We start from the raw sequence: 26,858 nt of genomic DNA, 5'->3' as shown, positions 1-26,858 counted from the left end.
AGGAAGATGTGCAATGATATAATGAAATAGATGAAAGGGGAGATTGGAGTGAAAAGACAACATAAAAAAGAGACGGTTGGTCATTTGTTGTATCGTGTTGTAATGATGACAATTGGTGCAACGCTCGCAGCGTTATCCATTGAGCTGTTTTTAGTGCCAAATGAAATTATTGATGGTGGGGTAATTGGTATTTCCCTTATTCTTGATCGCATTCTTCCAAATTACACATGGTTGAACTTTGCTACACTTGTTATTTTGTTGAATACACCATTTATGTATTTTGGTTATAAACAAATCGGAAAAACGTTTATGCTTTCCTCCTTGTATTCCATCGTTGTGTTAGCTGTTATGGAACGGTTATTTCACCATGTATCTCCATTTACAACAGATTCCATTTTAGCGACAGTGTTTGGCGGGGCTATTCTTGGTGCAGGCGTGGGACTTGTCATTCGCCATGGTGGCTCACTAGATGGGACAGAAATTTTAGGAATTTTAATGACGAAAAAATTACCGTTTTCCGTTGGTGAATTTGTTATGTTTACAAACGTTTTTATTTTTACTTGGGCTGCGTTTGTATTCGGACCGAAACAGGCGATGTACTCTGTTCTAACTTATTATATCGCTTTCAAGACAATTGATACAGTCATTCAAGGGTTAGATGAAACAAAAGCAGTATGGATCGTATCGGACCGTTATGAAGAAGTATCAGATGCGATTTTAAATCGACTCGGACGTGGGACAACGAAGTTGATGGGGAAAGGCGGATATACGGACGAGCAAAAAGAAGTCATTTATGCTGTCGTTACTCGCTTAGAAGTGACAAAGCTGAAGTCGATTGTATACGAAATTGATCCCAATGCTTTTATTACCATTATGAATACGCAAGAAGTACGCGGAGCGAAATTCAAGTCTGCTATTCATTAATGACAATAAATGCGCTATACTATGAATCGGAATCATTTTGAATTAAGGTGGTCAAACAATGGACGATATTTTACGTGTTGAGAACGTATCATTTCGATATGATGATGAAGATGTATTGCAACATATCAATTTTCACATTCCAAAAGGTGCGTTCGTCGGTTTAGTTGGGCCAAATGGCTCAGGAAAATCGACATTGTTAAAATGTATTTTACGGTTGCTAAAACCACAAACAGGCCAAATTTTTTTATTTGGCACACCAATTGAGCAGTTTAAAGATTGGCATAAAATCGGTTTTGTATCTCAAAAAGCAAATAGTTTTAATACTGGATTTCCTGCGACCGTGTATGAAGTTGTCGCAAGCGGTTTAACAGGAAAGTTAGGTTTATTTCGACGATTAGACAAACGTGATGAAAGATCGGTATATGAAGCGATCGATGCGGTTGGCATGGGTCCGTTTATTCGTCGTAATATCGGGGAACTTTCGGGCGGTCAACAACAGCGTGTATTTATCGCTCGTGCCATCGTGTCGCAACCGGAGTTTTTAATTTTAGATGAACCGACTGTCGGGGTCGATGTGCATCATGTACAAAGTTTTTACGACATGCTTGAGCGGTTAAATAAGCAACATCGCATGACATTACTCCTTGTGACACACGATATTGGAACGATTACAGAAAAAGTGACACATGTCGCATGTTTAAACAAACATTTACATTTCCATGGCAGTGTGCAACAGTTTGCTCAGCTGAAAACAGAAGATTTAGCATCGTTTTACGGGCATCATCTTCATTTACTTGCTCACGATCACGCATAGAAAGGAGAGGGGATATGCTAGAGGCATTGTTTCAATATGAGTTTTTACAAAACGCGTTTATTGTTGGTATATTGATCGGATTTATCGCCCCTCTTTTAGGTGTGTTCATTGTCGTCAGAAGGCTATCGCTTATTGCTGATGCATTAAGCCACGTAACACTTGCGGGAATTGCAGCCAGCTTACTTGTACAAAAAAAATTTTTAACGTTTGCGACATTAAACCCGATTTATATTGGGATGGCATTTTCTGTTGTAGGTTCGTTATTTATTGAAAAGTTGCGTACGGTATATAAGCATTATCAAGAATTAGCGATTCCGATCATTTTATCAGGAGGCATCGGTTTAAGTGTCATTTTTATTTCACTTGCGGATGGCTTTAATACCGATTTGTTTTCATATTTATTTGGAAGCATCAGTGCAGTCAGCACGACGGACGTATGGACGATTAGCATCATCTTTTTCATCGTGCTTACTGTCATTTTTCTGTTTTATAAAGAGTGGTTTATTTTATCATTTGACGAAGAATATGCGCAAGCATCGGGAGTGAAAGTAAAATCGCTCCATTTTGTTTTCATTGTGTTAGTAGCTCTTGTCATTGCTGCGTCGATGCGCATTGTCGGCATTTTGCTTGTTTCGTCACTCATGACGCTTCCTGTTGCTGCAAGCATTCGAATAGCGAAAGGATTTAAACAAGCGCTATGGTTGTCGGTTATATTCGGGGAGCTTGCAGTTATTGTCGGATTGTTTCTTTCTTATTATTTGAATTTAGCTCCTGGTGGAACGATCGTTTTATTAGCAGTTTGTATATTAATTGGGGCGATCATGTGGAAAAAATGGAAGAGAGGATGACAAAGCGTGAACGTTTCTGAAGCGCTACGGTTAATGAAAGAGAAGGGATTTAAGTATACAGGAAAGCGCGAAGAAATGCTTGAGTTGTTCGCAAAAACAGATAAATATTTAACTGCAAAAGATGTGCTGGATGTGATGAAAGAGAGGTATCCGGGACTAAGTTTTGATACGGTTTATCGCAACTTGGCACTATTTGTTGAACTCGGAATTTTAGAAATGACGGAGCTATCTGGGGAAAAGCACTTTCGGTTTACATGTAATATGCACCATCACCATCATCATTTTATTTGCATGTCGTGTGGTAAAACGAAAGAGCTTGTGACTTGTCCGATGAACGAATTAATGGAAGATTTACAAGGATACACTATATCAGGACATAAATTTGAAGTGTACGGAACGTGCCCGATGTGCCAACAACAAGCTGACGTGTAATGTCAGCTTGTTGTTGTAAGTAATTTTTCTACTTGGTGTTTCGCCTCATGCCAATTGTACACACGAATGACGCCTTCTGGTAGTGAACCACGATTGTACGGGGTATCAAATAAAATGACGGGAATGAGGCATTGTTCCGCAATGTCGCAAGCGTTATCGTATTTATCTTCAAAAAAAATGTCGATTTTATATTTTTTTACGGCTTCAATTTTATTGTGCGAACCGATCAGCTCAATATGATGATAATGAACACCGTATTGTTGAAACCATTTTTCTGTGACTTCATATAAGTGGCGACCTCGTGCACTAATGTAATATAGCTCATACTCATCTTTCCAGCTATTAATGACCTCTAACGCTCCATTCGCCAGAGGGGCCTCACTATAAATGATTGGTTCATATCGTTCCATCCATTCATTTAATTTTTCTTCCGTCGTATCTAAAAAAGGGACTAAATCGTAATCGGTAATATCATCGAGTGTTAAATTTTTTTGGAACGACTTGTTTAAGTATGGGATAAATGTGCTTGGACATGTAACAGTTCCGTCAATATCGATGCCGAATCGTTGCTTGCTCATGTTTGTTCATCCTTTCTATGATGGGTGTTTCTTGCCCATTATAACATTGACATAAAGTAACATCTATAATGACGTATCGCTTATTGCATAATAATAGTGCTCCTCATTTTACGAAAGCGAGGGAATTGTCATGGACCATGAACGTCAACGTCAAACGTATGACAATACACGAATAGATACAGTCCCAAATATTGAGCAAGATTTTATGGAAGAAACAGCAGGTGAAATTGCTGAGCCGATTCGATTTTCTGATCGAGAGGTAAGGCATGAAGAAAACGGTCGTGGCGTAGGGTGGCTTGCGCTTGCTTTATCGGTTGTTTCCCTTTTTCTTATGCCAGTCATTATGGGAGCAGCTGGCATTATTTTCGGATTTATCGCCCGCCGTCGAGGAGCAGAAACGTTAGGTGCTTGGGCGATTGGAATTGGTGCTGTTTCCATTATTTTAAGCTTTTTCGTCCGATTTTTGTAAATAAGAGGGGAATACCCCCCTCTTATTTTTGCTTTCCTTTCAATGCATATTCTTCCGCTAATTTATCAATTTCTTTTTTCAATTCTTCGACCATCGTTTCTTCAGGTACTTTGCGGACAATTTTTCCGTGTCGGAACAATAATCCTTCTCCGCGAGCCCCTGCAATACCAATGTCAGCTTCACGCGCTTCTCCAGGTCCGTTTACTGCGCAGCCGAGAACCGCTACTTTAATTGGTGCTTTAATTTGGGCAATATACTCTTCAATTTCATTTGCAATGCTAATTAAGTCAATTTCAATTCGTCCGCATGTTGGACAAGAAATTAATGTTGCAGCGTTCGCAGCAAGACCGAATGCTTTCAACAACTCGCGAGCCACTTTTACTTCTTCGACAGGATCAGCGCTAAGGGATATACGCACCGTGTTACCAATCCCTTTACTTAAAATGGCGCCGAGTCCGGCGGCACTTTTTACCGTTCCCGCAAATAACGTACCCGATTCTGTAATGCCAAGGTGTAGCGGATAGTCGAATGCGCGAGCCGCTTTTTCGTATGCTTCAATCGCTAAACGAACATCGGAAGCTTTCAATGACACGATAATATCTTGAAAATCAAGGTCTTCTAAAATACGGATATGATGCAAAGCACTTTCGACCATTCCGTCTGCAGTAGGATACCCGTATTTTTCTAAAATGCGCTTTTCAAGCGAACCGGCGTTCACCCCGATGCGAATCGGTACGCCACGCTCTTTTGCGGCTTTGACAACAGCTTCGACTTTTTCGCGCTTGCCGATGTTTCCTGGGTTAATGCGAATTTTATCGGCCCCGTTTTCAATCGCTTTTAAAGCAAGGCGATAGTCAAAATGAATATCAACAACGAGTGGAATATTAATGCGCTTTTTTATTTCAGCAATCGCATCTGCTGCTCTTTCATCTGGGCAAGCAACGCGAACGATTTGGCATCCAGCTTCTTCAAGTCGATGAATTTGGGCAACAGTTGCATCGACATCATGTGTTTTTGTTGTCGTCATACTTTGAATGACAACTTCATTGTTCCCGCCAATTGTAATATTTCCTACACGAACAGGACGGGTTTTTGAACGATGAATGATTTCACTCACGCGCTAATCGCTCCTTTAACGTATTGATCAAATCATTTTTTATTGTAGCAATGTTTCTCATTTGTTGACAATGTTTTTGCTATTTCCGTTTATATTGTGGAATGCGATATGTTTTTCCAATTTGAAGTGAATGGGCGTTTACATGTGGATTTAATGCTTGAAAATCAGCGATGAGTTTATCAATCGGCACAGGTAATTGTCCATTTATTTCACGCTCGATAATGGACAGGAGTGTATCGCCGCGTTGGACGGTTACTTCACGATACGGTAAATCGTTCGTTTGTTTGTCCGTTGTTTGCGAACGAATCATATGAATCGTTCCGTCTGTTAGATCATGGTAAGCAATCGCACATATAGCAATGAAGATAAGAAATATAAACATGTTTTTCATTCCATTTCCCACCTATATTTCTTCTTTCTTTATTCATATGGCTTGTCCCTATGAGATATGAGTAAAAATTACATTCCCTTTACATCACTTAACATTCACTTAACGTAACATTTATATTTTTTTGGTATTCTTTGTCTGTATTTGTCGAAGGGGGGATGTGTCGTGCGTGCACAAATGAAGCAGCCATTGAAAAATATAAAAACGCATATAGGAACATTTCATGCTCAGCTATCACCGAAAGTAAAAAAATGGTTATTAAAAATTAGTTTACAAAACCGTTTATTCATTTTATTTTTTAGCGTTTTAATTACTTCGTTGAGCATTGTTGGGATGATTGCTTATCATCAAGCGAAAGAAGCGACGGTAAAAGCGATTGAAAACCGTCTGGAAAGAGAAGCGACGATGATGTTTGAAGTGACACGTAATCTTATGTATATTCATGCAGGAAATGAACAACTATTTGAAAAAAGTTTACGTTCTGCGATTAAACAGCAAAAAGCAGAACTTATGCAAGATGGTCTAAGTGTAGATATATTTTTAATTCGAGATGAGAAAGTCAAAACATTTGAGCGGAATGAGAAACTCCATGTACCGACATCGATCCAAAAAACGATTGCGAAGCAAAAAAATGGTGTGTCGCATTTGGAGTGGAACAGACGTACATATACATTTGCGTATAAAACGATTCAAGAGTTAAAAGGAACATACGTTGTAGCTGTACCTGATGAACAGTTTATGCAACCTATTCAACAACTCGCCAATCTAACACTCATGGCCATTGTAATTAGCGTTATCGTTGCAACACTTATGATTAGATGGTTAGTTAGTGGATTAACGAAGCCGATTGCTCAACTTCGCCATGCAATGAGCCGATTATCGCGAGGAGATTTAACGGTTGACGAACATATGTATTCGACGACGCCGGAGATCGATTCGCTTGCGCGTAGTTTTCAACGGATGTTGACGAGCATGAAAACGGTCATTCGTGAAATGAACGAAACAACAAAACAGTTAGCTATCACAGGAGGGGACTTAGAGCACGTCTCTGAACATGTCATTGAATCAAACGATCAACTCATATCAGCTATTACAACTGTAAGGCAAGGAGCAGAAGAAACGGCAAATGCTTCAGATGAAAGCATTCATCACGTGGATGAGATGAAAAAGAGGATGCAACATGTGTTAGCAAGTGTACAAAACATTTCAGCAAGTGCGACCGATATGAATGAATCATCGAAAGGTGGAGAAAAGCGACTGGCGCATTTAATTGCTGATATTCATTCATTTGCTGAGCAATTTAAAGAAGTAAATGATACGATTCAAAGTGTGAAACATCATTCTATGTCAATTACAAAAGTTGTCGATGTCATTCGTCAAATTGCCGAGCAAACGAAGTTGTTGGCGCTCAATGCAACTATTGAAGCCGCTCGCGCTGGTGAAGCAGGAAAAGGATTTGCAGTTGTCGCTACAGAAGTGAGAAAACTTGCGGAACATGCTTCAAAAGCAACGGAAGAAATTACGTCATCCATTTTTGCGATGGAAGAAGTATCGATTCATGCGACTAACCAGTTTCAAGGGATGGTGACGCATTTACAGCATCAGTTGGCTTCTGCAAATGAAGCGAAGCGTTCGTTTGACCATTTATTAAAAGAGATTCAGCGTGTCAATCGCAACGTGGCACAAATGGAAAGTGAATTAGAGCAGTTTCAGCAATTATTGCCTATGATCGAAACAGTCACAGTGGCGTTTGCTTCGGTTGCTCAACAAACGTTAGCAAGCGCGGAAGAAATGATGTCGGTCTCGTATGATCAAACAAAGCAAATGAACGACCTGTATCGTGTTGGTGAACGATTAAACGAATTATCTCAATCGCTATCTACACTAACTACAGCATTTAAATTGTGAGAAGCAGGCTCATCAGCCTGCTTCTTTCACAGAAGGAAGTTCTTTAATGGAAACAAACAAAATGGTGATAGAAACGAACCAATCTAACGCGACAGCGTATGGAACGACAATTTGTAATGCTTCCATAACGGTAAAAAAGATCGTTGCTAGGGTGATGGAGTAAGCGGAAAGGCTCCACATGTGGCGATATGAGCCACGTTTATTTAACGTGCCGCGAAAAATAAGACCGATAAATGCTAGGACGGTAACGTAAAGAAATTTGCTCGTACATGTGAAAAAGTATAAAACAAAAAACGATAGCGCAATGACGATAGGGAGTAACGATTGTAGCGTGCTCGTAAATTCATATACATCTTTGTTTGTAAAACGCTCCACTTGCATGACACTATACGGATATGATTGAACGTGTCCATTTGCCACAAGTGCAAATTCTTCTTTTAAAAACGCCACTGCATTTGTATAGCGTGCTACATCATCTGTTGTTAGTGCACCTGTGCTATCCAATAACATCGTCACGTCAGGACGTATAATCTCAATTGGTTCTTCTTCATTAGCTATCAATATGCCATCAACGACTTCAAAAGGAGGAAGTTCTTCGGTCAATAGTTGATGCGTTGAGCCAATCATTTTGTTTATACTTATCGTAAAGTAAATAGCAATCGGCAACGTCGCAATAAGCGATAAAAAGAACACGTAACTAATCGCCTTTCCGATCGGATGAAAGCGAAAGCGAGCAATATGTACAGGAGAATAAAGACTTTGTAATAATCGTTTCCACATCATCATTCACATCCTTTACGCATCATCATTTCTCATTCTACTTCTTTTTATGTTCGCTACACAACCATTTTGTTTCAAGTGTAACATGTATTGACGATATGTATCTTTTTTGATAAAATTACCATCGGATATAGCGGACCCTTAGCTCAGCTGGTTAGAGCGGACGGCTCATAACCGTCTGGTCGCAGGTTCGAGTCCTGCAGGGTCCATTTGCCTCGCTAAGTAAATTAGCGAGGTTTTTTTGCAAATAATTTGAAACATTCGTTTTATTTTGGTACTCTTAAAGTAGGTTCACTTATGAAACTTTTCTGTTTCTAAATATAATTTATCGGTTTCATTTGTGAACAATTACATAATAAATGAGGAGGAATGAAGTATGGCATTTGAATTACCACAATTGCCTTATGCTTACGACGCGTTAGAACCACATATTGATAAGGAAACAATGAACATTCATCACACAAAACATCATAACGCGTATGTAACAAACTTAAACGCAGCGCTTGAAGGGCATCCAGAATTGCAAAACAAAACAATTGAAGAGTTAATGGCCCATTTAGACGCAGTACCAGAAAACATCCGTACAGCTGTTCGTAACAACGGAGGCGGGCATGCAAACCATTCGCTCTTTTGGACTATTCTTTCACCAAATGGTGGCGGTGAACCAACAGGCGAATTAGCTGAAGCGATTAACAACACATTCGGTAGCTTCGAAAAGTTTAAAGAAGAATTTTCAAAAGCTGCCGCTACGCGCTTCGGTTCGGGTTGGGCATGGCTTGTCGTCCATAACGGCCAACTTGAAGTAACAAGCACACCGAACCAAGATACACCATTAATGGAAGGTAAAACACCAATTTTAGGATTAGACGTATGGGAGCATGCATATTACTTAAAATATCAAAACCGCCGTCCAGATTATATTTCAGCATTTTGGAATGTTGTCAACTGGGATGAAGTAGCGAAACGTTACGCGGCGGCAAAATAATGATGAAGAGCTCGACAAATTTTGTCGGGCTCTTTTTGTATATCGCTATAAAAGAGTAGGCAAACTACTTGTCAAGAAAGGAAGTTTGCTTATGAACAGATGGAAACGGATCATCGCGCACATTCGCGCGCATCGACAATTGTTTCTTTTGTTGGCGATTGGTGGATTGTATTCTTTAAGCATCGCTTTGTCGAATACGTTTGTGAACGTATATGTTTGGAAAAAAGTGAACAGTTTTCATGCTCTAGGTGTGTACAATTTAGCGATCGTTACATGGCAGCCATTGGCGTTTATTGTTGCTGGGCAAATTGCAAAAAAGATTGATCGCGTCATCGTTTTACGCATGGGCGTTACGTTTTTAGCTCTCTTTTTTTTAGTTGTATTATTTAGCGGAAATAAAGCGATGAACCATTTGTTTTTACTTGGCGGGTTGCTCGGTGTTGGTTACGGCTTTTATTGGCTCGCATTTAACGTATTAACATTTGAAATTACTGAACCGAGCACACGTGATTTATTTAATGGATTGCTTGGAGCGATGACGTCTGTGGCTGGAATGATTGGCCCACCGCTAGCAGGCTGGGTTATTGCTTCAAGTGAGAAGTTTACCGGATATATGGCGATTTTTTTAGCTTCCTTGTGTTTGTTTCTTGTTGCTGTTATACTTAGCTTTTTTTTACATCGGCGAGGCTCGTCAGGACGCTTTGCGCTTCGCCCCGTGTATGATGAAAGAAAGAAAAATAAAAACTGGAGAATGATTACGAATGCCCATTTTTTTCAAGGGTTTCGGGAAGGAACGTTTGTGTTTATTGTTTCCATTTTTTTATTTATGGCGACCGGAACAGAAAAAGCGCTTGGTGTATTTGGATTGATTAACGCGATTGTTTCGTTTATGACGTACTCGTTTGCGTCTAAATATATAAAACGACAATGGCGGTTGCGCGCTATTTTATTTGGTGGCTTATTGTTATATGCCTCTGTCTTTTTACTCGTTTTTGATTTATCGTACACAAAGCTGATGATATATGGGGCACTTATTGCGATCGGCTATCCGATTTTACTTGTTCCATATTTGTCGCTTACGTTTGACGTGATTGGACAAAGCAATCAGGCGAAAGAGTGGCGAATTGAATATATTGTCATGCGGGAATTGTTTTTGAACGGTGGACGTGCAACGTCTGTGTTATTGTTTTTATTAACCATTACGCTATTTGACGCAAAAGAAGCCATTCCATCATTAATGTTAATTGTTGGGACAGGTCATTTCATTATTTATTTTTTTGTTCGACGTATTCAACTTTCAATGTAGAAATTTGCGAGCGTTTCTTTTACAATGAGGAAGGAGCAAGTAAAGGAGGTGCTCGCTCGTTTTGAAGCAAATACAACAAGCTCAAAAGGCAAAGAAAAAGAAAAAACGAACGCAGTTGCCATTTCGATTAAATGTATTGTTTTTTGCTGTTTTTTTACTATTTTCTGCACTTATTTTACGATTAGGTGTGATTCAAATCGTTTACGGTGAGCAATATCGCAAGGAAGTAGAGCGTACGGAAAACGTCACTGTCAATACACCGGCGCCACGTGGGAAAATTTATGACCGAAACTATCAAGTTGTTGTTGACAATGAACCTCTTCATGCAATTACGTATACGCGTACGCAGACAACAAAACCTTCTGAAATGATTGAAGTAGCGAAAAAGTTAGCGATATACATTGAAAAGCCGACGGATCGTGTAACAGAACGGGACATAAAAGACTATTGGATTTTAACGAATGAGGAAAAAGCAAAAGAAAAAATTACAGAAAAAGAATGGAAACAGTTTCGCGCTAAAAAGTTAAAAGATAAAGATATTTATCGGCTGCAACTTGAACGTATTACAGAAGAAGATGTAAAAATGATTAAGGAAAAGGAACTTGAAGTTGTTGCTATTTTTCGGGAAATGAATAGCGGATACGCTTTGACACCACAAATGATTAAAAATAACGGCGTAACGGATGAAGAGTATGCGGTTGTTAGCGAACATTTAGAAGAACTGCCTGGTGTAGATGTCACAACAGATTGGAATCGTCATTATGCATTTGGCGATACATTTCGTACAGTGCTCGGAAATATTACATCGTCAGAAGAAGGATTGCCACGTGAAAAGCTTGATTATTATTTGGCGCGCGATTATAACCGAAATGATCGTGTAGGAAAAAGTTACATTGAAGCTCAATATGAAGATGTGTTGCGCGGGCAAAAGGCAAAAATTAAAAATGTGACCGATAAAGCAGGAAATATTATTGAAACGATTGAAATGTCACAAGGACAACGAGGCAAAGACATTGTATTAACGATCGATATGGAATTACAACAACGTGTCGAGAAAATTATTGAAGAAGAATTAATGACAATGAAACGTCGCGGTGGAACGGAATTGCTCGATCGTGCTTTTGTCGTGATGATGGATCCGAATACGGGAGAAATTTTATCGTTAGCCGGAAAACGGTACACACGTGATGAAAATGGGAAAGTAGTATTAAAAGATTATGCTCTTGGAACGATTACATCAGCGTATGCGATGGGTTCAGCAGTAAAGGGAGCTACTGTATTAACAGGGTTTCAAACCGGTGTTATCCATCCCGGTACGGTACTCATTGATGAACCGTTATATATTAAAGGAACACCGACGAAAAAGTCGCATAGCGGTATTCGCCCAGGACCGATGAACGATTTAAAAGCACTTGAAATGTCGTCGAACGTTTACATGTTTAAGACGGCAATTGCGATTGCTGGCTCTACGTATCGTCCACATCAAGCGCTACCGATTAAAAAAGAAGCATTTTCGATTATGCGACGATACTTTAATCAGTTCGGTTTAGGAGTGAAAACAGGGATTGATTTACCTGGAGAAATTATTGGATGGCCTGGACAAAGTACGCTTCCAGGACACTTGCTTGACTTAGCTATTGGACAGTTTGACGTATATACACCAATTCAAATGGCACAATACGTTTCAACGATTGCTAACGGTGGATATCGCATTCAACCGCACGTTGTGAAAGAAATTCGTGAGCCAATTAGCGAGAAAAATCAAATGGGAAACGTCATTTATTCGTTTGAACCGAAAGTATTAAACCGAGTAGATATGAAAACTGAGTACATTGAACGTGTACGTGAAGGATTTTATCGTGTCATGCATGGTTCAAACGGAACAGCGCGTGCCTTTTTTGCAAATGCTCCTTATGATCCAGCAGGAAAAACAGGAACCGCACAGGCGTTTTACGATGGACCGATCAAATCAAGACGGATGACGCCAACGTACAATTTGACGTTAGTTGGGTTTGCCCCTTACAACAACCCAGAAGTGGCGTTTGCCGTCGTTGTGCCTTGGGTATACCAAAATGCAAAAAACCATTATCCGATCAATAACTACATCGGAAGAAAAATTTTAGATGCATATTTTGAATTAAAAAAACAGCGCCAATTAGGACAACCATCTTCTACTGAATCGTTGAATAATGGTGAGGAAACAATGGAAAGATAGAAGAAAGCGAATTTACAAAAGCTTAACATTTGTTTAAAACGAATTTAATACGTGTCCATTATTCTATAATTCGTGAAGCAAAAATTACTGAAAAAAAGTAGGGGGAAATCAAAAGATGAAGAAAAACAAATGGTTTGCACTCGCAGGAATGACAAGCGCTGTATTAGCATTTACAACAGCATGTGGTGGCGGCGCTCAACAAGGCGGTGAAGATGGTGGCGAAGCATTAAGTGGTAACGTTGTTGTTGATGGATCTTCTACTGTTTATCCAATTGTTGAGGCTGCCGCTGAAGCATATGCGGGTGAACAACCAGATGTGAAAGTGTCTGTTGGTTTGTCCGGAACAGGTGGCGGATTTGAAAAGTTTACGAAAGGCGAAACAGACTTTTCAAACGCTTCTCGTCCAATTAAAGAAGAAGAAAAGAAAGCAGCTGAGCAAAACGGCATTCAATTTGAAGAGTTTCAAATTGCATTCGATGGTCTTTCCGTTTTAGTGCATAAAGATAACGATTGGGTTGATTATTTAACAGTCGATGAGTTAAAGAAAATTTTTACATCTGGTGCAGTGAACGGAGATGACAAAGTCAAGTGGTCAGATATTCGTCCAGAATGGCCAAATGAAGAAATTAAATTATTCTCACCAGGACATGACTCAGGTACGTTTGACTACTTTGATGAAGTTATTTTAGATGGACAACCGTTGAACAAAACAGCACAATTATCTGAAGATGATAACGTCCTTGTTCAAGGGATTGCCGGAGATAAAAATGCGCTTGGTTACTTTGGATTCGCATACTACATTGAAAATAAAGATAAATTAAAAGCTGTACCAATTGATAACGGAAATGGTCCGGTTGAGCCAACACATGAAACGATCCAAAGCGGTGAATATGCACCATTATCTCGTCCGTTATTTACGTATGCGAGCGTAAAAGCGTTAAAAGAAAAAGCGCAAGTGTATGATTTTGCGAAATTTTTGCTAGAGAACGGTGCAGAGTTTGCTGAAGAAGTTGGTTACGTAGCGCTTCCAAAAGAAAAGTACGATGAGCAATTGAAAAAGCTTGAAGAATTGAAATAACAAGACATAAAGAGATGAGAAGCGATGGCATCGTTGCTTCTCATCTTGCCATGAAATTGGAAAGGGGTTTTCATATTATGGCGATGACAGACGGGAATCGTTCATATTCTGTCCGTGACATGATTAAAGAGAATAAAAAAAAGCAAAGCGGACAGCAGTTTGTTGAATGGTTAATGCCAAAATTGTTACTATTGACAGCAACCATTTCTGTTTTAACGACAATCGGTATTTTATTTACATTGTTATTTGAAACGTTTATTTTCTTTGAACGAGTATCTATTGTTGAATTTTTAACGAGCAAAGAATGGCTTCCGTGGGATGAAAAAACAGGCTCGTTTGGTGTGGCACCGCTTGTGACAGGAACGCTGTTAACAACAGCGATTGCGATGGTTGTTGCGATTCCAATCGGTTTAGCTTCAGCGATTTACTTGAGTGAGTATGCGTCTGAGAAAGCACGAAAAATATTAAAACCGATATTAGAAGTGTTGGCAGGCATTCCGACGATTGTATACGGATTTTTCGCATTAACGTTTGTTACACCTCTTTTGCAAAAATTCATTCCAAATTTAGGGATTTTTAACGCGTTAAGTCCAGGGCTTGTTATGGGTATCATGATTATTCCGATGGTTGCTTCTTTATCTGAAGATGCGATGAGTTCCGTGCCAAACTCCATTCGTGAAGGAGCGCTTGGTCTCGGTTCAACAAAGTTAGAAGTAGCTCTAAAAGTCGTCCTTCCTGCAGCGACGTCAGGTATTGCGGCGTCATTTATGCTGGCAATTTCTCGTGCTGTCGGCGAAACGATGATTGTAGCAGTAGCGGGTGGTTCATCTCCTGTCTTTACGTTTGATGTAACGAAGTCGATTCAAACGTTAACGGCATATATTGTCCAAGTAACAACAGGGGATGCTGGATACGGCACGACGGTTTATTACAGTATTTATGCGGTCGGTATGACGCTGTTTTTGTTTACATTAGCCATGAACTTACTCGCACAATACATTTCTCGTCGCTTTAGGGAGGAGTATTAATCATGGGAAAATTAATTGATAAGCAACGTGTCGTTCAACATATGAACGGCCGCCTATTACGCAATAACGTGCTAAAGTTTTTATTTTTCTTAGCAACATTGTTTGGGCTTATTGTTCTCATTGTGCTTCTATATCGGATACTCACTCAAGCAATTGGCTGGCTAAATCTCGACTTTTTAAACAACTTTCCATCCCGTCGTCCAGAGAACGCAGGAATTAAAGCGGGATTAGTTGGGTCACTATGGTTGATGGTTATCGTTGCGCCTGTTTCTCTCATTCTTGGAGTGGGAACAGCAATTTATTTAGAGGAGTATGCTAAAAAAAATCGTTTTACTGATTTTATTCAAACGAACATTTCCAACTTAGCAGGTGTTCCTTCTATCGTATTCGGGTTGCTTGGTTTGACTATTTTCGTTCGTGAACTGAATTTAGGTCGTAGCATTCTTGCAGCAGGTTTAACAATGAGTTTGCTCGTTTTACCTGTCATCGTCGTTGCAGCACAAGAGGCCATTCGCGCCGTGCCAAATCAATTGCGAGAAGCATCGTATGGTATGGGAGCAACGAAATGGCAGACGATTTATCGCATCGTTCTTCCAGCAGCGATTCCTGGTATTTTGACAGGTAGCATTTTAGCTTTATCTCGTGCCATTGGTGAAACGGCACCGCTTGTTGTTTTAGGTATCCCAACGTTTTTAGCATATTTGCCACGCGGTATTTTGGACACATTTACTGTAATGCCGATGCAAATTTACAACTGGACGTCACGTCCACAAGCGGATTTCCAAAACGTAGCGGCAGCAGGAATCGTCGTATTGCTCGTTGTGCTAATCTTTATGAACTCGATTGCCATTTTCATTCGCAACAAGTTTCAAAAACGTTATTAATTGCGCGTTGAAAGGGGAACTTACTAATGGAATTAACAGTTGTGAAAGAACGTAAAAATAAACAAGTTGAAGAACGAAGCGAAAAAAATGTTGTGTATCGGACGAAAAACTTAAATTTATGGTACGGGGAACATCACGCGTTAAAAAATATTGACTTAGATATTTACGAAAATGAAGTCACAGCTATTATCGGTCCGTCAGGTTGCGGAAAATCAACGTATATTAAAACGTTGAACCGAATGATTGAGCTTGTGCCAAGCGTACGTACATCTGGGGAAATTACGTATCGTGGTCGCAATATTTTTGATAAATCGTACCGTGTCGAAGAATTGCGTACACAAGTTGGCATGGTATTCCAAAAGCCAAATCCGTTCCCGAAATCAATTTATGATAACGTGGCATACGGTCCGCGTATTCATGGTATTCGTGATAAGAAAATTTTAGACGAGATCGTTGAAAGAAGCTTACGTGGTGCTGCGATTTGGGATGAGGTAAAAGACCGCTTGCATACGAATGCATATGGACTGTCTGGAGGACAACAACAACGCTTATGTATTGCGCGCTGTTTAGCAATTGAGCCAGATGTTATTTTAATGGATGAACCGACATCTGCCCTTGACCCCATTTCAACATTAAAAGTAGAAGAACTTGTGCAAGAGTTAAAGAAAAACTACAGTATTATTATCGTTACACATAACATGCAACAGGCGGCGCGTATTTCTGATAAAACAGCATTTTTCTTAAATGGTGAAGTCATCGAATATAGCGACACAGATAAACTATTCTCAAATCCAGATGACAAACGAACAGAAGACTACATTACAGGTCGATTTGGATAAAAAAATCGTGCGGGTGCGCTCGCACGATTTTTTCAAAATGATAAAAAGGGGGAGTGAATATGTCTGTACGTGAAAAATTTGATTACGACTTACAAACGTTGCGAGATCAATTATTACAACTGGGAAGTTTGACGGAAATTGCCTTAACTCAGTCGTTTGAAGCGTTAAAAACAAAAAATAACGATTTAGCATTGCAAGTGCTTGAAAACGATACAAAAATTGATTTACTTGATGAAGAAATTAACGACTTCGCCATTTTACTAATTGCGAAACAACAACCAGTTGCAATCGATTTGCGCCGAATTATTGTCGCCATTAAAATTGCAACGGACGTTGAGCGGATGGCAGACTTTGCTGTTAATATCGCAAAATCAGCCATTCGAATTGGGGAACAGCCGTTTGTTATGTCATTAAATAAGTTAGAAAAAATGCATGAAATGGCAGTCAATATGCTTTCGTTAACGTTAAAAGCGTATTACGAAGAAGATGTCATCGTGGCTAAAAAAGTAGCCGACATGGATGATGAAGTCGATCGCTTGTACGGTGAAACGATTCGGGAGTTGCTAGAGCGCACTAAAGCACATCCAGATGCGATGTCGCAAATTACGCAACTGTCGTTCACAGCACGTTACATCGAGCGTATTGCCGACCATGCGACAAACATTGCTGAAAACGTGTTTTATTTAGTGAAGGGAAAACATTATGATTTAAACGATTAAAGCAAAAGGATGTCCGACGTTGGACATCCTTATTTTGTTATGTTTCGTGCGATTTGTTCATATGACATGTCGCTTGTGACAACATACGTTCCTGGGCGCAGTGCACGCGTTAAGTGATGTGTATCAAGATACGTTAAAAATGATTGAGCATTATCAATAATATGGGCTTGCTCAAGCCGTCTAGCAATGTCTCGACTTGCTTCACCTTTAGCGATTGTCAACGTATAAATGTACGTTTCTTTTTGAGATGGAGTTGCTTTTCTCATTTCATTTTTTAATTTTTCTAGTTTTTCAGCTAGTTCATTTCGTTCCGTAATGAGCTGTTCATATTGTTTCTGGCTGATGGCATCGTTTTGTCGCTGTTCATCAGTTATATAATGAACGATAGCCAGTGTTGTTGTAGCGAACAACATCCCAGCCGCAAATGCACGTGTTGTTCTTTTCATTGATTATTCCTCGCGATCATGATATTCACCTCATCTATCGACATGTTAAGCTTACGAGCAATTTGTTCTTTTGTCCATCCTTGTTTATATAAGTACCATATTTGCTCTTCATTTGAAAATGACTCGATTCCGACAAGCAATTCTTCTTCAAGCACTTTGACTCTCTTTTTTATTTCGTATAATTGTTGCATCGTCGATAATGTCAACTGCTCGATTTGTTCTTCTACTTCTTTGACACGATCTTTTTGAAAAAAAGAAATCAACAATAGTATGATAGCAAAAGAAACGAGCCCAATAAATGTATATTCGATCATGTTCGTCACCCCACTTTATTATACATAGGAATGTAGCAATCATGCATCATTTTCATGTAAAATCGACAATTTTCGTATATTGTCCGCATAGAGTTGTCATGATATGATGGAAAAAAGTGTGCTTTCACTTGGGGGGGATACGTTGTGAAGGCGGTCATTATGGCAGGGGGAAGAGGAACACGGTTACGCCCGTTAACTTGTCATGTTCCAAAGCCGATCGTACCAATGATGAATAAACCTGTAATGGAGTACAGTATTGAATGGTTAAAACAATATGGAATTACAGATATTGCTGTAACTGTTCAATATTTAAGCGATGAAATTATTGAATATTTTGGGGATGGACGACGATTTGGTGTACATCTTCATTATTTTGAAGAGGCGACACCACTCGGAACGGCAGGAAGTGTGAAACATGCTCAGTCTTTTTTAGACGATACGTTTGTTGTCATTAGTGCCGATACGTTGACGACCATTCATTTACAACAAGCGATAAATTTTCATTTCTCCAAACAAGCATTGATTACCGTTCTTATGCACCACGAAGCGACTCCTCTTTCATACGGTGGAATTGTGACAGATCGAAACGGAAAAATCATTCATTTTGTCGAAAAACCAAAATGGAATGAAGTATGTAGCGATTTAGTGAATACAGGTATTTACATTTGCCATCCAGCAATTTTTAATTACATGCCCGAACATCCACCTTACGACTTTAGTCAACATATTTTTCCACATCTCATTCAACAAGGGTACCCGATATATGGCTATCAAGCGGATGGATATTGGTCTGACATTGGTGTCATTGAACAATATCATCAAACACATATCGATTTATTACGGCAACGTTTCGTTTCTTCTCACTATAAAGAAATAGCTCCTGATGTATGGGTCGGCGAGCGAGTTCAAGTTGCACAAGGGGTAAAATTAGAAGGACCGCTTCTTCTTGGAGATGATGTGCGTATCGATGCACATGCAACGATTGGATCATACACGGTAGTTGGTCCACGTTCAGTTGTTAGCAAATACGCATCGTTAAAGCGATCGATTGTTTGGTCAGATGTGTATATTGACGAACATAGTGAATTACGAGGAGCTGTTGTGGCAAATGATGTGTACATCGGTAAAAAAAATGAAATATTTGATTACGCGGTCATTGGAGCAAAGTGTAAATTAGAAAATAAAGTAAAAGTACAGCACGCTGTTAAAATTTGGCCGAATAAAACAATTACAGAAAAAACAAAAGTGAAAGATTCGGTCGTATGGGGGGGAAAACGACCGAACGTATTGTTTCATCAAAACGGGATAAGCATGCGTGCACATGTCGATGCCCATCCGCTATTTATCACACAACTGGCTTTGGCGTATAGTAGTCTGCATGAAAAAGGAAGTCGAATATTAATTGGCTTTGACGATCAACCGTTTTCTAAAGCATTTGGGACGTTGTTTGCTCAATGTTTGCATATGTATGGTATGTACACGAATATATACGATGGAGGATATTTGCCTGCTTTTCGTTATATCATTCCTCACAAATGGTATGACGGTGGAGTATTTATCACAATGAATGAACATGGTGAGGTGATTATTGACATACATGATGAATACGGATTTCCCATTGATCGAACGATGGAACGGGCTATCGCACAACAAATGGAACATGAACATTACATGTTGGCGATCGAAATGGGTGGAGCAATGAACGAAAAAGAAAATGATGACATGTATATTCGCGCATTGCGTGAATGGATTGCTTTTTCTTCATCGGAGCAATGGAAAGTTGTCGTCGCTAGCCCTCTTCTATTTCGGGACATCATTCATCATACACTTCAGTCGTTTGCTATTGAAGTCATTTGGACAGAAAATTGCGATGATGAACATATTCGGGAGCAAATAAATCATGAACAAGCGCAGTTTGCGATTGTGTTTGACCATTCAGGGGAGCGTTTTCGTATTTTTGATGGGCAAGGGATCGCATTGACGAAAGAAGAAATGATCTCATTGCATGTATTAGTGTCTCTTTTATGTAGTGAAACGAAAAAAGTAGCAGTTCCTGCTTGGGCACCGTCTGTGTTACACACGTTAGCAGAACGGCTATATGGCGATATTGTGTATGTTAAAGATACGAGACGGGAGTTTTTACTTGCACATCATCATGAACCGTTTCATTTTTATTTTGATGGACTGTATGCATGTGTACAACTGTTGCATTTGTTGTCTATGGAACGTTGTTCGCTTCGTACCATTGTATCGTCCATTCCAACAATTCATTTATCGTGCCGTGATGTTTATTGCCCATGGGATGAACGGGCGGCTGTTATGCGTAAATTGTTAGAAGAATCGTATGACAAGCATGTAGATTTTACAGATGGTATGAAAGTGTATCATGAAGACGGAGCATGGACACTCATTTTACCAAAAGTAGATGAGCCGACATTGACCATTTATTCTCAAGCAACGAATGCCCAAAAAGCAAAAGAATATACAAAATACTATATAAAGAAAATTCGGCAATATCAAAACGTATAAAATTGATATGGAAATTGTTTAAGAAAAATGATATCATGGAAAGGTGTGATTAAAATACTTTTGTTTGGAGGGAAAGAACGATGCGTGTAAATATTACGTTAGCGTGCACAGAATGCGGCGAACGCAACTATATTTCAACAAAAAATAAGCGCAATAACCCAGAGCGCCTTGAATTGAAAAAGTATTGCCCACGAGACAAAAAAGCAACAGTTCATCGTGAAACGAAGTAAGCAGTAGGATTTTTTTCCTGCTGCTTATTTTTTTATGAAAGAGGGGGAAGGATAATGGATAAGAAATTATTGCGACAACAAATGAAACAGCGCATTTTACATATGACAAAAGAAGAGCGTAAGCAAAAAGAGAGAATCATTCACGACATATTATTTCAGCAACATTGTTGGAAAAAGGCTCATATGATTGGCATTACGATTTCGCGACAAATAGAAGTAGACACAATACGTATTATTGAACGCGCTTGGAAAGAAGGAAAAAAGGTTGCAATTCCGAAATGCGAGGTAGCAACGAAACAAATGACATTTCGAGAAATTGATTGTTTTCAACAAATAGAACGTACTTTTTTTGATTTATATGAACCGATTGTAGAAGAAACGAGAGAAGTACAAAAACATGAAATCGATTTGCTATTCGTTCCAGGTCTTGCTTTCGTTCGGCAAGGGTATCGTCTTGGCTACGGTGGAGGATATTACGATCGTTATTTAGTCGATTTTCCGAACGACACCCTTTCACTTGCATATGATTGTCAAATTGTTTCTACGTTGCCGATTGAACAACATGACATTCCTGTTCAAAAGATGATTACGAATAAAGGAATAATTGTTTGTGAAAGCGAATCATAAAACAGCATAAGCGTTTTCATATTATACAGGAGAAAAAATTAACAAAATGTTAATAATTCATGCCCCATAAACTTTGTGAAACAGTGTACAATGTAAGTGTGAAACAGATAAACAATGCACATATTGTAAAATGATATAAACGAAAGGTGGAAGAAATATGTCAAATAAAGTGAATCGTGTTGTTTTAGTTGGGACAGGTTTTGTCGGCTCGAGTTATGCGTTTGCTCTTTTAAATCAAGGGGTGACAGAAGAGCTCGTTCTTATTGACATTAATAAAGAAAAATCAGAAGGGGATGCGATGGACTTAAACCACGGCATGCCGTTTGCACCGTCCCCAACAAAAATTTGGTTTGGCAATTATGAAGACTGCAAAGATGCAGACATTGTTGTGTTAACAGCAGGGGCAAATCAAAAGCCAGGGGAAACACGATTAGATTTAGTGGAGAAAAATACGAAAATTTTCAAAAACATTATTGATCAAGTCATGGCGAGTGGATTTAATGGCATCTTTCTCGTCGCAACAAATCCAGTTGACATTTTAACATATGCAACATGGAAGTTTTCGGGATTACCGAAAGAGCGCGTCATCGGTTCAGGAACGATTTTAGATACAGCGCGCTTCCGATATTTATTAGGTGAATATTTCGACGTCGATACACGTAACGTACATGCGTATATTATTGGGGAACATGGCGATACAGAGTTACCGGTTTGGAGTCATGCATTTATCGGTTGCCGTCCAATTGCTGATATGATGAAAGAGAAGCCACAATATAAGCAAGAAGATTTAGATCACATTTTTGTGAATGTACGTGATGCAGCGTATCAAATTATTGAACGAAAAGGCGCAACATATTATGGCATTGCTATGGGACTTGTTCGTTTAACAAAAGCCATTTTACAAAATGAAAACAGCGTTCTTACTGTCTCAGCTTACTTAGAAGGACAATATGGTCAAAACGATATGTACATTGGCGTACCAGCGATCGTAAATCGTAACGGCATTCGTGAAGTCGTCGAATTGCAATTGAACGAAGAAGAAAAAGAAAAATTTACTCACTCTGCCAATGTGTTAAAAGATGTAATGAAACGCGTTGGGTTACAATAGGTTGTCTCATGATGAGGCAACCTTTTTATAAATTCAACGAGAAAAGGGAACGGTAACAATGAGGAGGGTGATCATATTGAATGGAAAAACATTCATCTTTACGTTGATGGTAGGACTTGTTCTCTACCGCTTTCGTTATCGGTTATTGAATGAAATATTGAAACGAGAAGCCATTCAAAAGCGAGTTGTACAATGGGGGATGTCCATTCCGTTTATTCGCCATCGCCTGATGCCCACATTATTTTTACAAAAGTACAAATAGTTGCACTTTGTAAAAGAGTGTGGTAAAAGAAGGGTATGATAGCGAAGGGAGAGGAAAGGTTGAGCATTCGCTTCGATTTTGTATATTGGCAAATGATATTTCAGTTTTTGCAGGAAAACTATACTATCGTCTATATGTCGCCTGATGAACAAGAAGTTTGGTTGCAATCTACACGTGAACGAAAAGCGCCACTCATTCGTCTTGTTCGAACGGATATAGATTGGAGCATATCGTTAAAAAACGATATGCAACGTGCGCTCATTGCCGTTGATGAATGGCGAAAAAGCCAATTTCGCCGCCAACTGCAAGTCGTCAACATATACGTCATGATGGATCCTCCTGTTGACGATTGGGAATGGTATGTTCATCGTCCGTTTACGACTGAACGAGTACATATGCAAACATTTGTTATGCACAAAAACAATATGTACGCGATATTACATGAACTACATATGTTGTTTCAACACGCATTGAAAATATATGTACCCGATGATTCCCCGATGTTGCAAAATGAGTTACAAGTATTTAAACAACATGTTTTATCGTTTGCAGAGCGCATGTACGAAAATGAGCGTCGCATATTTGAACGTGGAAAAGCAAGATTTACATATGTATTTATTGCTTTGCAAATGGTAATGTTTTTTATTTTAGAATGGAACGGTGGAAGTACAAATACGTTAACGCTCATTCAATACGGTGCAAAATTTAACCCGCTTATTTTGCAAGGGGAATGGTGGCGCTTTTTTACTCCTATCGTTTTGCATATTGGCTTTTTACACTTGTTCATGAACACGTTTGCGCTATATTATTTAGGTCCGCTCGTTGAAAAATTGTACGGTTCGTTTCGATTTTTATTTATTTATCTTTTTGCTGGTTTTGCAGGCTCGCTCGCTAGTTTTTTATTTTCACCATCCGTATCTGCGGGAGCGTCCGGTGCCATTTTTGGATGTTTTGGCGCTTTGCTTTACTTTGGAAAAGCGTATCCGCATGTGTTTTTTCGAACGATTGGAATGAATGTATTAACAGTGATTGGGATTAACTTAGCATTTGGTCTCATTGTTCCAAATATTGATAACGCAGGCCATATTGGTGGATTAATTGGTGGATTTTTAGCTGCAAGCATCGTCCATTTTCCAAAAGAACGTGTTCGTCTCGGACAATGGTTAGCTGTTCTATTTACAGCGGTCGTTACGCTCATTTGCCTATATATCGGTTTTCAACGACCACCAGCAGATCAAGCACCACTCATTCTTGCGCTGTCCAAGCAGTATATTGATGAACAAGAATACGGCCAAGCAGAACACATGTTAACACTCATTCATGAACAAGATGCTGAAGCATATAAAGCAGATTTTTTACGTGCCTATATTCGTATACAACAAAAAGATTACGACGGTGCAAAACAATATTTATATGCTGCGCTCCAGAAAAATGACCGCTTTCATGAAGCATTTTACTATTTAGCTTTACTGTATGCAGAAGAAAAAAATTATGAACAAGCAAAACAAGCTGCAGAACGTGCGCTGCAGCTTCATCCAAATGATGAACAATATAAACGATTATTTCGTGAACTCGAGCAGTTGTTTTAATATGACGATCTCTCCATCTGCTGTTTCTGTCACGACAAACAGTTTACTGTAATCTTTTTTAATTAAAATGAGGGGAACGGTACTACCGATTGGTGATTCAATCGAACCGTTCTGTTTTTTTATGCCTAGAAAATAATTTTTGTACAAACCTTCCCATAAGTTTCCGACCATCACTTCCGTCTCATTTGTCGTTAAATCCATAAATGGTTGCTCATTATATTGAACAAGCTCAGGTAAATACAAATGATAATAATCATCTTTTTTTAATATTTTGTCCATTTCATTGGCAGCTTTGTTTACAATCGTTTGCGTTTGTTTATTTAATGTATTTGCCCATGTTTTTTGTTCATTTGTCGTTGGTTTACGAAACGATTGAAGAGGGGCGAAAGATGAGTCGATGACATATAATGTGTCTCCACTCATTTTCTGACTGCTTCGAATATCGTTACCGTTATGCAACTCTCCTTGATGATATGAAATGGCTTGAAATAATCGGCTCCCTTTTTGTTCGAGACGTTTTTGTTGAATAAGGTTTTTCCCATTCTCTTTCCATTTTGATTGCGTGGAAATGAGCCTCCCATTAGCAAACAATAACGAAATATCTTGCCGTAAGTAAGCGGTTCGATCGAGCGATGAAGTGACGATCCAATCGACGACATAATTGTTTTCTTTTTTCTGGGATTGTAGTGATAATTTTGTTTCGGCAGTTGTAAAGCGAACGGTCGGATCGATCGGAAAAAACATAATCGTCTCGCGAGCAGGCCGCTCAAACACTTGGACGATGACGATAAATACGAATAGCAGTATAAATAGCGATATGAAACGTTTCATCTCATTCCTCCGGTCAAGCATACATTTATAAAAAATGTATGTGTATACAAACCGAAATATGTATGAATGAATATCGATATGTCAAAGATGGATGGTAGTCCATGTAAGGTAGGTGATCGGAATGAAGCGCGTATCTTCGCGTCTTTCAGAAAACGTTTCATATATGAAAACAAAGCTTGGAGTAGGGAAAAGTTTTGACGTTATTTATTTAGATGTTCATTATGCAGGAAAAGATATGGCTTTATTTATGATTGACGGATTTGTCAAAGATGATATTCTCCATTACTTAATGAAATTGTTGTCCGAATTGCCGGACGATGTGTTAGATGAACAACCGTTAGATAAATTGTTACGGACGCATCTTCCGTATGTTGAACTCGATCAAACAGACGATTTTGAACGTATCATTGATGGAGTGTTGGCAGGACCGACAGCTTTATTTGTTGATGGAATGGCAAAAGCGATTTTAATTGATGCACGTACATATCCTGTGCGTGGACCTCAAGAGCCGGACATGGAGCGAGTTGTTCGAGGTGCACGTGATGGGTATGTAGAAACAATTGTATTTAATACGGCGCTAACAAGACGGCGCGTACGTGATCGTTCATTACGAATGGAATATATGCAAATTGGTCGTCGTTCAAAAACGGATGTATGTGTTTGTTATATTGAGGATATTGCCAATGCAGAGATTGTCGAAGAAGTGAAACAATCATTGGCGAAAATTGATACCGACGGTTTACCAATGGGAGAAAAAACAGTAGAGGAATTCATTTCTGGTAGGCATTTTAATCCTTATCCTGTCGTTCGTTATACAGAAAGGCCAGATACGGCTGCAGCGCATTTATATGAAGGACATGTTCTTATTTTTGTTGATGGATCTCCGAGTGTGTTAATTACACCAGCAACATTTTGGCATCATTTACAACACGCAGAAGAATATCGAAATAAGCCGATTGTTGGTGCATATTTACGCTTCGTTCGCTTTCTTGCTGTATGGCTTTCTATTTTTTTATTGCCGCTTTGGTATATGTGGATGAAAAAACCCGAACTCGTGCCGCACGCTTTATCATTTGTCTCAAAATCAACAGAAGGTAATATTCCATTATTTGGACAAATTTTACTTATCGAGTTTGGGCTAGATATGTTACGGATGGCAGCCATTCACACTCCATCTGCTTTAGCAACAGCGCTTGGGCTTGTTGCTGCACTAATGATCGGTGGGATCGCCGTTGAAGTGGGGCTATTTTCTAATGAAGTCATTTTATATTTTGCGATGGCGACTATTGGGACGTTTGCCACACCAAGTTATGAGCTTGGATTGGCCAATCGGCTCGTTCGCCTTGCTTTGCTGATTGTAACAGCGTTATTTGGTGTTGTTGGCTATGTTGTAGGCATTACCGCATGGTTAGTCATGCTTGCACGCATGCAATCGTTTGGCGTTCCGTATTTATGGCCGTTTATTCCATTTTCATATCGTGGGATGCGCGATGTACTTATTCGTTCCCCAATTCCATTGAAAAATCGTCGTCCAACTGTCTTACATCCAAAAGATCCAGATCGGTAAAAATGTGAAAAATATCGCAAAGACATTGTTCAGTTCTTGACGA

28 protein-coding genes and 1 tRNA gene are annotated in these 26,858 nt (G+C 39.3%); 22 read left to right on the top strand and 7 right to left on the bottom strand.

The annotated features are described in order from the left end of the window. Nucleotides 1–30: 30 nt before the first annotated feature. Genes ASC42_RS06050 through ASC42_RS06035 form a run of 4 tightly spaced genes read left to right on the top strand, consistent with a single transcriptional unit; the run spans nt 31 to nt 3,018 of the window. On the top strand, nt 31–924 hold the full coding sequence (locus tag ASC42_RS06050; protein WP_055440992.1) for a YitT family protein: 894 nt from the start codon (nt 31–33) through the stop codon (nt 922–924). 58 nt (nt 925–982) lie between these two features. Then, nucleotides 983–1,738 (top strand): metal ABC transporter ATP-binding protein, encoded by a 756-nt coding sequence (locus ASC42_RS06045; RefSeq protein ID WP_055440991.1) that lies wholly within the window; start codon nt 983–985, stop codon nt 1,736–1,738. A 14-nt stretch (nt 1,739–1,752) separates the two neighbouring features. Then, a complete protein-coding gene (locus ASC42_RS06040; protein WP_055440990.1) occupies nt 1,753–2,586 on the top strand; it encodes a metal ABC transporter permease in 834 nt (277 codons plus the stop codon). A 6-nt stretch (nt 2,587–2,592) separates the two neighbouring features. Further along, a complete protein-coding gene (locus ASC42_RS06035; RefSeq protein ID WP_032100070.1) occupies nt 2,593–3,018 on the top strand; it encodes a Fur family transcriptional regulator in 426 nt (141 codons plus the stop codon). 2 nt (nt 3,019–3,020) lie between these two features. Here ASC42_RS06035 and ASC42_RS06030 read toward each other — a convergent pair whose 3' ends face one another. Next, nucleotides 3,021–3,596, bottom strand: a complete 576-nt coding sequence (locus ASC42_RS06030; RefSeq protein WP_055440989.1) for a hypothetical protein — start codon at nt 3,594–3,596, stop codon at nt 3,021–3,023. A gap of 130 nt (nt 3,597–3,726) precedes the next feature. On the opposite strand from ASC42_RS06030, the gene ASC42_RS06025 reads away from it, so the two are divergent. Beyond that, nucleotides 3,727–4,065: a hypothetical protein gene (locus ASC42_RS06025; protein WP_055440988.1), complete on the top strand. Its 339-nt coding sequence runs from the start codon at nt 3,727–3,729 to the stop codon at nt 4,063–4,065. Nucleotides 4,066–4,087: 22 nt separating this feature from the next. Here ASC42_RS06025 and ispG read toward each other — a convergent pair whose 3' ends face one another. Next, the gene (gene ispG / locus ASC42_RS06020; RefSeq protein ID WP_055440987.1) at nt 4,088–5,182 is read right to left on the bottom strand and encodes a flavodoxin-dependent (E)-4-hydroxy-3-methylbut-2-enyl-diphosphate synthase; all 1,095 of its coding nucleotides are present in this window, start codon (nt 5,180–5,182) and stop codon (nt 4,088–4,090) included. Nucleotides 5,183–5,261: 79 nt separating this feature from the next. Beyond that, complete coding sequence (locus ASC42_RS06015) at nt 5,262–5,573, bottom strand: LysM peptidoglycan-binding domain-containing protein (RefSeq protein ID WP_032100066.1); 312 nt, start codon at nt 5,571–5,573, stop codon at nt 5,262–5,264. A 162-nt stretch (nt 5,574–5,735) separates the two neighbouring features. On the opposite strand from ASC42_RS06015, the gene ASC42_RS06010 reads away from it, so the two are divergent. After that, nucleotides 5,736–7,478 (top strand): methyl-accepting chemotaxis protein, encoded by a 1,743-nt coding sequence (locus ASC42_RS06010; RefSeq protein ID WP_055440986.1) that lies wholly within the window; start codon nt 5,736–5,738, stop codon nt 7,476–7,478. A gap of 12 nt (nt 7,479–7,490) precedes the next feature. Here the strand turns inward: ASC42_RS06010 and ASC42_RS06005 are convergent, their stop codons facing one another. Beyond that, nucleotides 7,491–8,264: a DUF1189 domain-containing protein gene (locus ASC42_RS06005; protein ID WP_055440985.1), complete on the bottom strand. Its 774-nt coding sequence runs from the start codon at nt 8,262–8,264 to the stop codon at nt 7,491–7,493. A gap of 129 nt (nt 8,265–8,393) precedes the next feature. Between ASC42_RS06005 and ASC42_RS06000 the strand changes: the two genes are divergently transcribed. From ASC42_RS06000 to phoU, 9 genes are all read left to right on the top strand, one after another. Then, nucleotides 8,394–8,467: transfer RNA gene (locus ASC42_RS06000), tRNA-Ile, on the top strand. Between the two features lie 167 nt (nt 8,468–8,634). Then, complete coding sequence (gene sodA, locus ASC42_RS05995) at nt 8,635–9,243, top strand: superoxide dismutase SodA (RefSeq protein WP_055440984.1); 609 nt, start codon at nt 8,635–8,637, stop codon at nt 9,241–9,243. 91 nt (nt 9,244–9,334) lie between these two features. Next, nucleotides 9,335–10,549, top strand: coding sequence for an MFS transporter (locus tag ASC42_RS05990; RefSeq protein WP_055440983.1), 1,215 nt, complete (start codon nt 9,335–9,337; stop codon nt 10,547–10,549). 61 nt (nt 10,550–10,610) lie between these two features. Beyond that, on the top strand, nt 10,611–12,764 hold the full coding sequence (locus ASC42_RS05985; protein ID WP_055440982.1) for a peptidoglycan D,D-transpeptidase FtsI family protein: 2,154 nt from the start codon (nt 10,611–10,613) through the stop codon (nt 12,762–12,764). A 115-nt stretch (nt 12,765–12,879) separates the two neighbouring features. Further along, a complete protein-coding gene (locus ASC42_RS05980; RefSeq protein WP_055440981.1) occupies nt 12,880–13,842 on the top strand; it encodes a PstS family phosphate ABC transporter substrate-binding protein in 963 nt (320 codons plus the stop codon). 77 nt (nt 13,843–13,919) lie between these two features. Further along, nucleotides 13,920–14,870, top strand: a complete 951-nt coding sequence (pstC, locus tag ASC42_RS05975) for a phosphate ABC transporter permease subunit PstC (RefSeq protein WP_055440980.1) — start codon at nt 13,920–13,922, stop codon at nt 14,868–14,870. Between the two features lie 2 nt (nt 14,871–14,872). Next, entirely contained in the window at nt 14,873–15,754 is an 882-nt protein-coding gene (pstA, locus tag ASC42_RS05970) for a phosphate ABC transporter permease PstA (protein WP_055440979.1), read from the top strand. A gap of 26 nt (nt 15,755–15,780) precedes the next feature. Beyond that, entirely contained in the window at nt 15,781–16,593 is an 813-nt protein-coding gene (gene pstB / locus ASC42_RS05965; RefSeq protein WP_032100059.1) for a phosphate ABC transporter ATP-binding protein PstB, read from the top strand. Nucleotides 16,594–16,652: 59 nt separating this feature from the next. Then, nucleotides 16,653–17,312 carry a phosphate signaling complex protein PhoU gene (gene phoU, locus ASC42_RS05960; RefSeq protein ID WP_055440978.1) on the top strand — a complete coding sequence of 220 codons (660 nt, stop codon included), beginning with the start codon at nt 16,653–16,655 and terminating at the stop codon, nt 17,310–17,312. A 29-nt stretch (nt 17,313–17,341) separates the two neighbouring features. On the opposite strand, the gene ASC42_RS05955 is transcribed toward phoU, so the two are convergent. Together ASC42_RS05955 and ASC42_RS05950 are read right to left on the bottom strand one after the other, a co-directional pair. Beyond that, nucleotides 17,342–17,758 carry an endolytic transglycosylase MltG gene (locus ASC42_RS05955; RefSeq protein ID WP_055440977.1) on the bottom strand — a complete coding sequence of 139 codons (417 nt, stop codon included), beginning with the start codon at nt 17,756–17,758 and terminating at the stop codon, nt 17,342–17,344. Continuing rightward, the gene (locus ASC42_RS05950; RefSeq protein WP_072242678.1) at nt 17,755–18,072 is read right to left on the bottom strand and encodes a hypothetical protein; all 318 of its coding nucleotides are present in this window, start codon (nt 18,070–18,072) and stop codon (nt 17,755–17,757) included. Before ASC42_RS05950 ends, ASC42_RS05955 begins: the two co-directional genes overlap by 4 nt. A gap of 144 nt (nt 18,073–18,216) precedes the next feature. Here ASC42_RS05950 and ASC42_RS05945 point away from each other — a divergent pair, with 144 nt between their 5' ends. The 6 genes from ASC42_RS05945 to ASC42_RS05920 all read left to right on the top strand — a co-directional run bounded on the left by ASC42_RS05945 (nt 18,217) and on the right by ASC42_RS05920 (nt 24,417). Further along, nucleotides 18,217–20,601 carry a sugar phosphate nucleotidyltransferase gene (locus ASC42_RS05945; protein WP_055440975.1) on the top strand — a complete coding sequence of 795 codons (2,385 nt, stop codon included), beginning with the start codon at nt 18,217–18,219 and terminating at the stop codon, nt 20,599–20,601. An 80-nt stretch (nt 20,602–20,681) separates the two neighbouring features. Further along, on the top strand, nt 20,682–20,831 hold the full coding sequence (gene rpmG / locus ASC42_RS05940) for a 50S ribosomal protein L33 (protein ID WP_004889517.1): 150 nt from the start codon (nt 20,682–20,684) through the stop codon (nt 20,829–20,831). Between the two features lie 54 nt (nt 20,832–20,885). Next, nucleotides 20,886–21,458: a 5-formyltetrahydrofolate cyclo-ligase gene (locus ASC42_RS05935; protein ID WP_055440974.1), complete on the top strand. Its 573-nt coding sequence runs from the start codon at nt 20,886–20,888 to the stop codon at nt 21,456–21,458. 157 nt (nt 21,459–21,615) lie between these two features. Continuing rightward, nucleotides 21,616–22,566, top strand: a complete 951-nt coding sequence (locus ASC42_RS05930; protein ID WP_055440973.1) for an L-lactate dehydrogenase — start codon at nt 21,616–21,618, stop codon at nt 22,564–22,566. A gap of 76 nt (nt 22,567–22,642) precedes the next feature. Beyond that, nucleotides 22,643–22,828 (top strand): hypothetical protein, encoded by a 186-nt coding sequence (locus ASC42_RS05925; protein ID WP_055440972.1) that lies wholly within the window; start codon nt 22,643–22,645, stop codon nt 22,826–22,828. 59 nt (nt 22,829–22,887) lie between these two features. Beyond that, entirely contained in the window at nt 22,888–24,417 is a 1,530-nt protein-coding gene (locus ASC42_RS05920) for a rhomboid family protein (RefSeq protein ID WP_072242676.1), read from the top strand. Here the strand turns inward: ASC42_RS05920 and ASC42_RS05915 are convergent. Next, nucleotides 24,388–25,248, bottom strand: coding sequence for a hypothetical protein (locus ASC42_RS05915; protein WP_055440970.1), 861 nt, complete (start codon nt 25,246–25,248; stop codon nt 24,388–24,390). The two genes, ASC42_RS05920 and ASC42_RS05915, sit on opposite strands and share 30 nt — an antisense overlap. A gap of 121 nt (nt 25,249–25,369) precedes the next feature. Between ASC42_RS05915 and ASC42_RS05910 the strand changes: the two genes are divergently transcribed. Beyond that, the gene (locus ASC42_RS05910) at nt 25,370–26,815 is read left to right on the top strand and encodes a spore germination protein (protein WP_055440969.1); all 1,446 of its coding nucleotides are present in this window, start codon (nt 25,370–25,372) and stop codon (nt 26,813–26,815) included. The last annotated feature ends 43 nt before the right edge of the window (nt 26,816–26,858 follow it).

Origin of the sequence: Anoxybacillus suryakundensis (assembly GCF_001418025.1) — a bacterium.
In the GTDB taxonomy this organism is placed as follows: domain Bacteria; phylum Bacillota; class Bacilli; order Bacillales; family Anoxybacillaceae; genus Anoxybacillus; species Anoxybacillus tengchongensis.
This window is presented reverse-complemented; position numbering and strand designations above follow the sequence as displayed.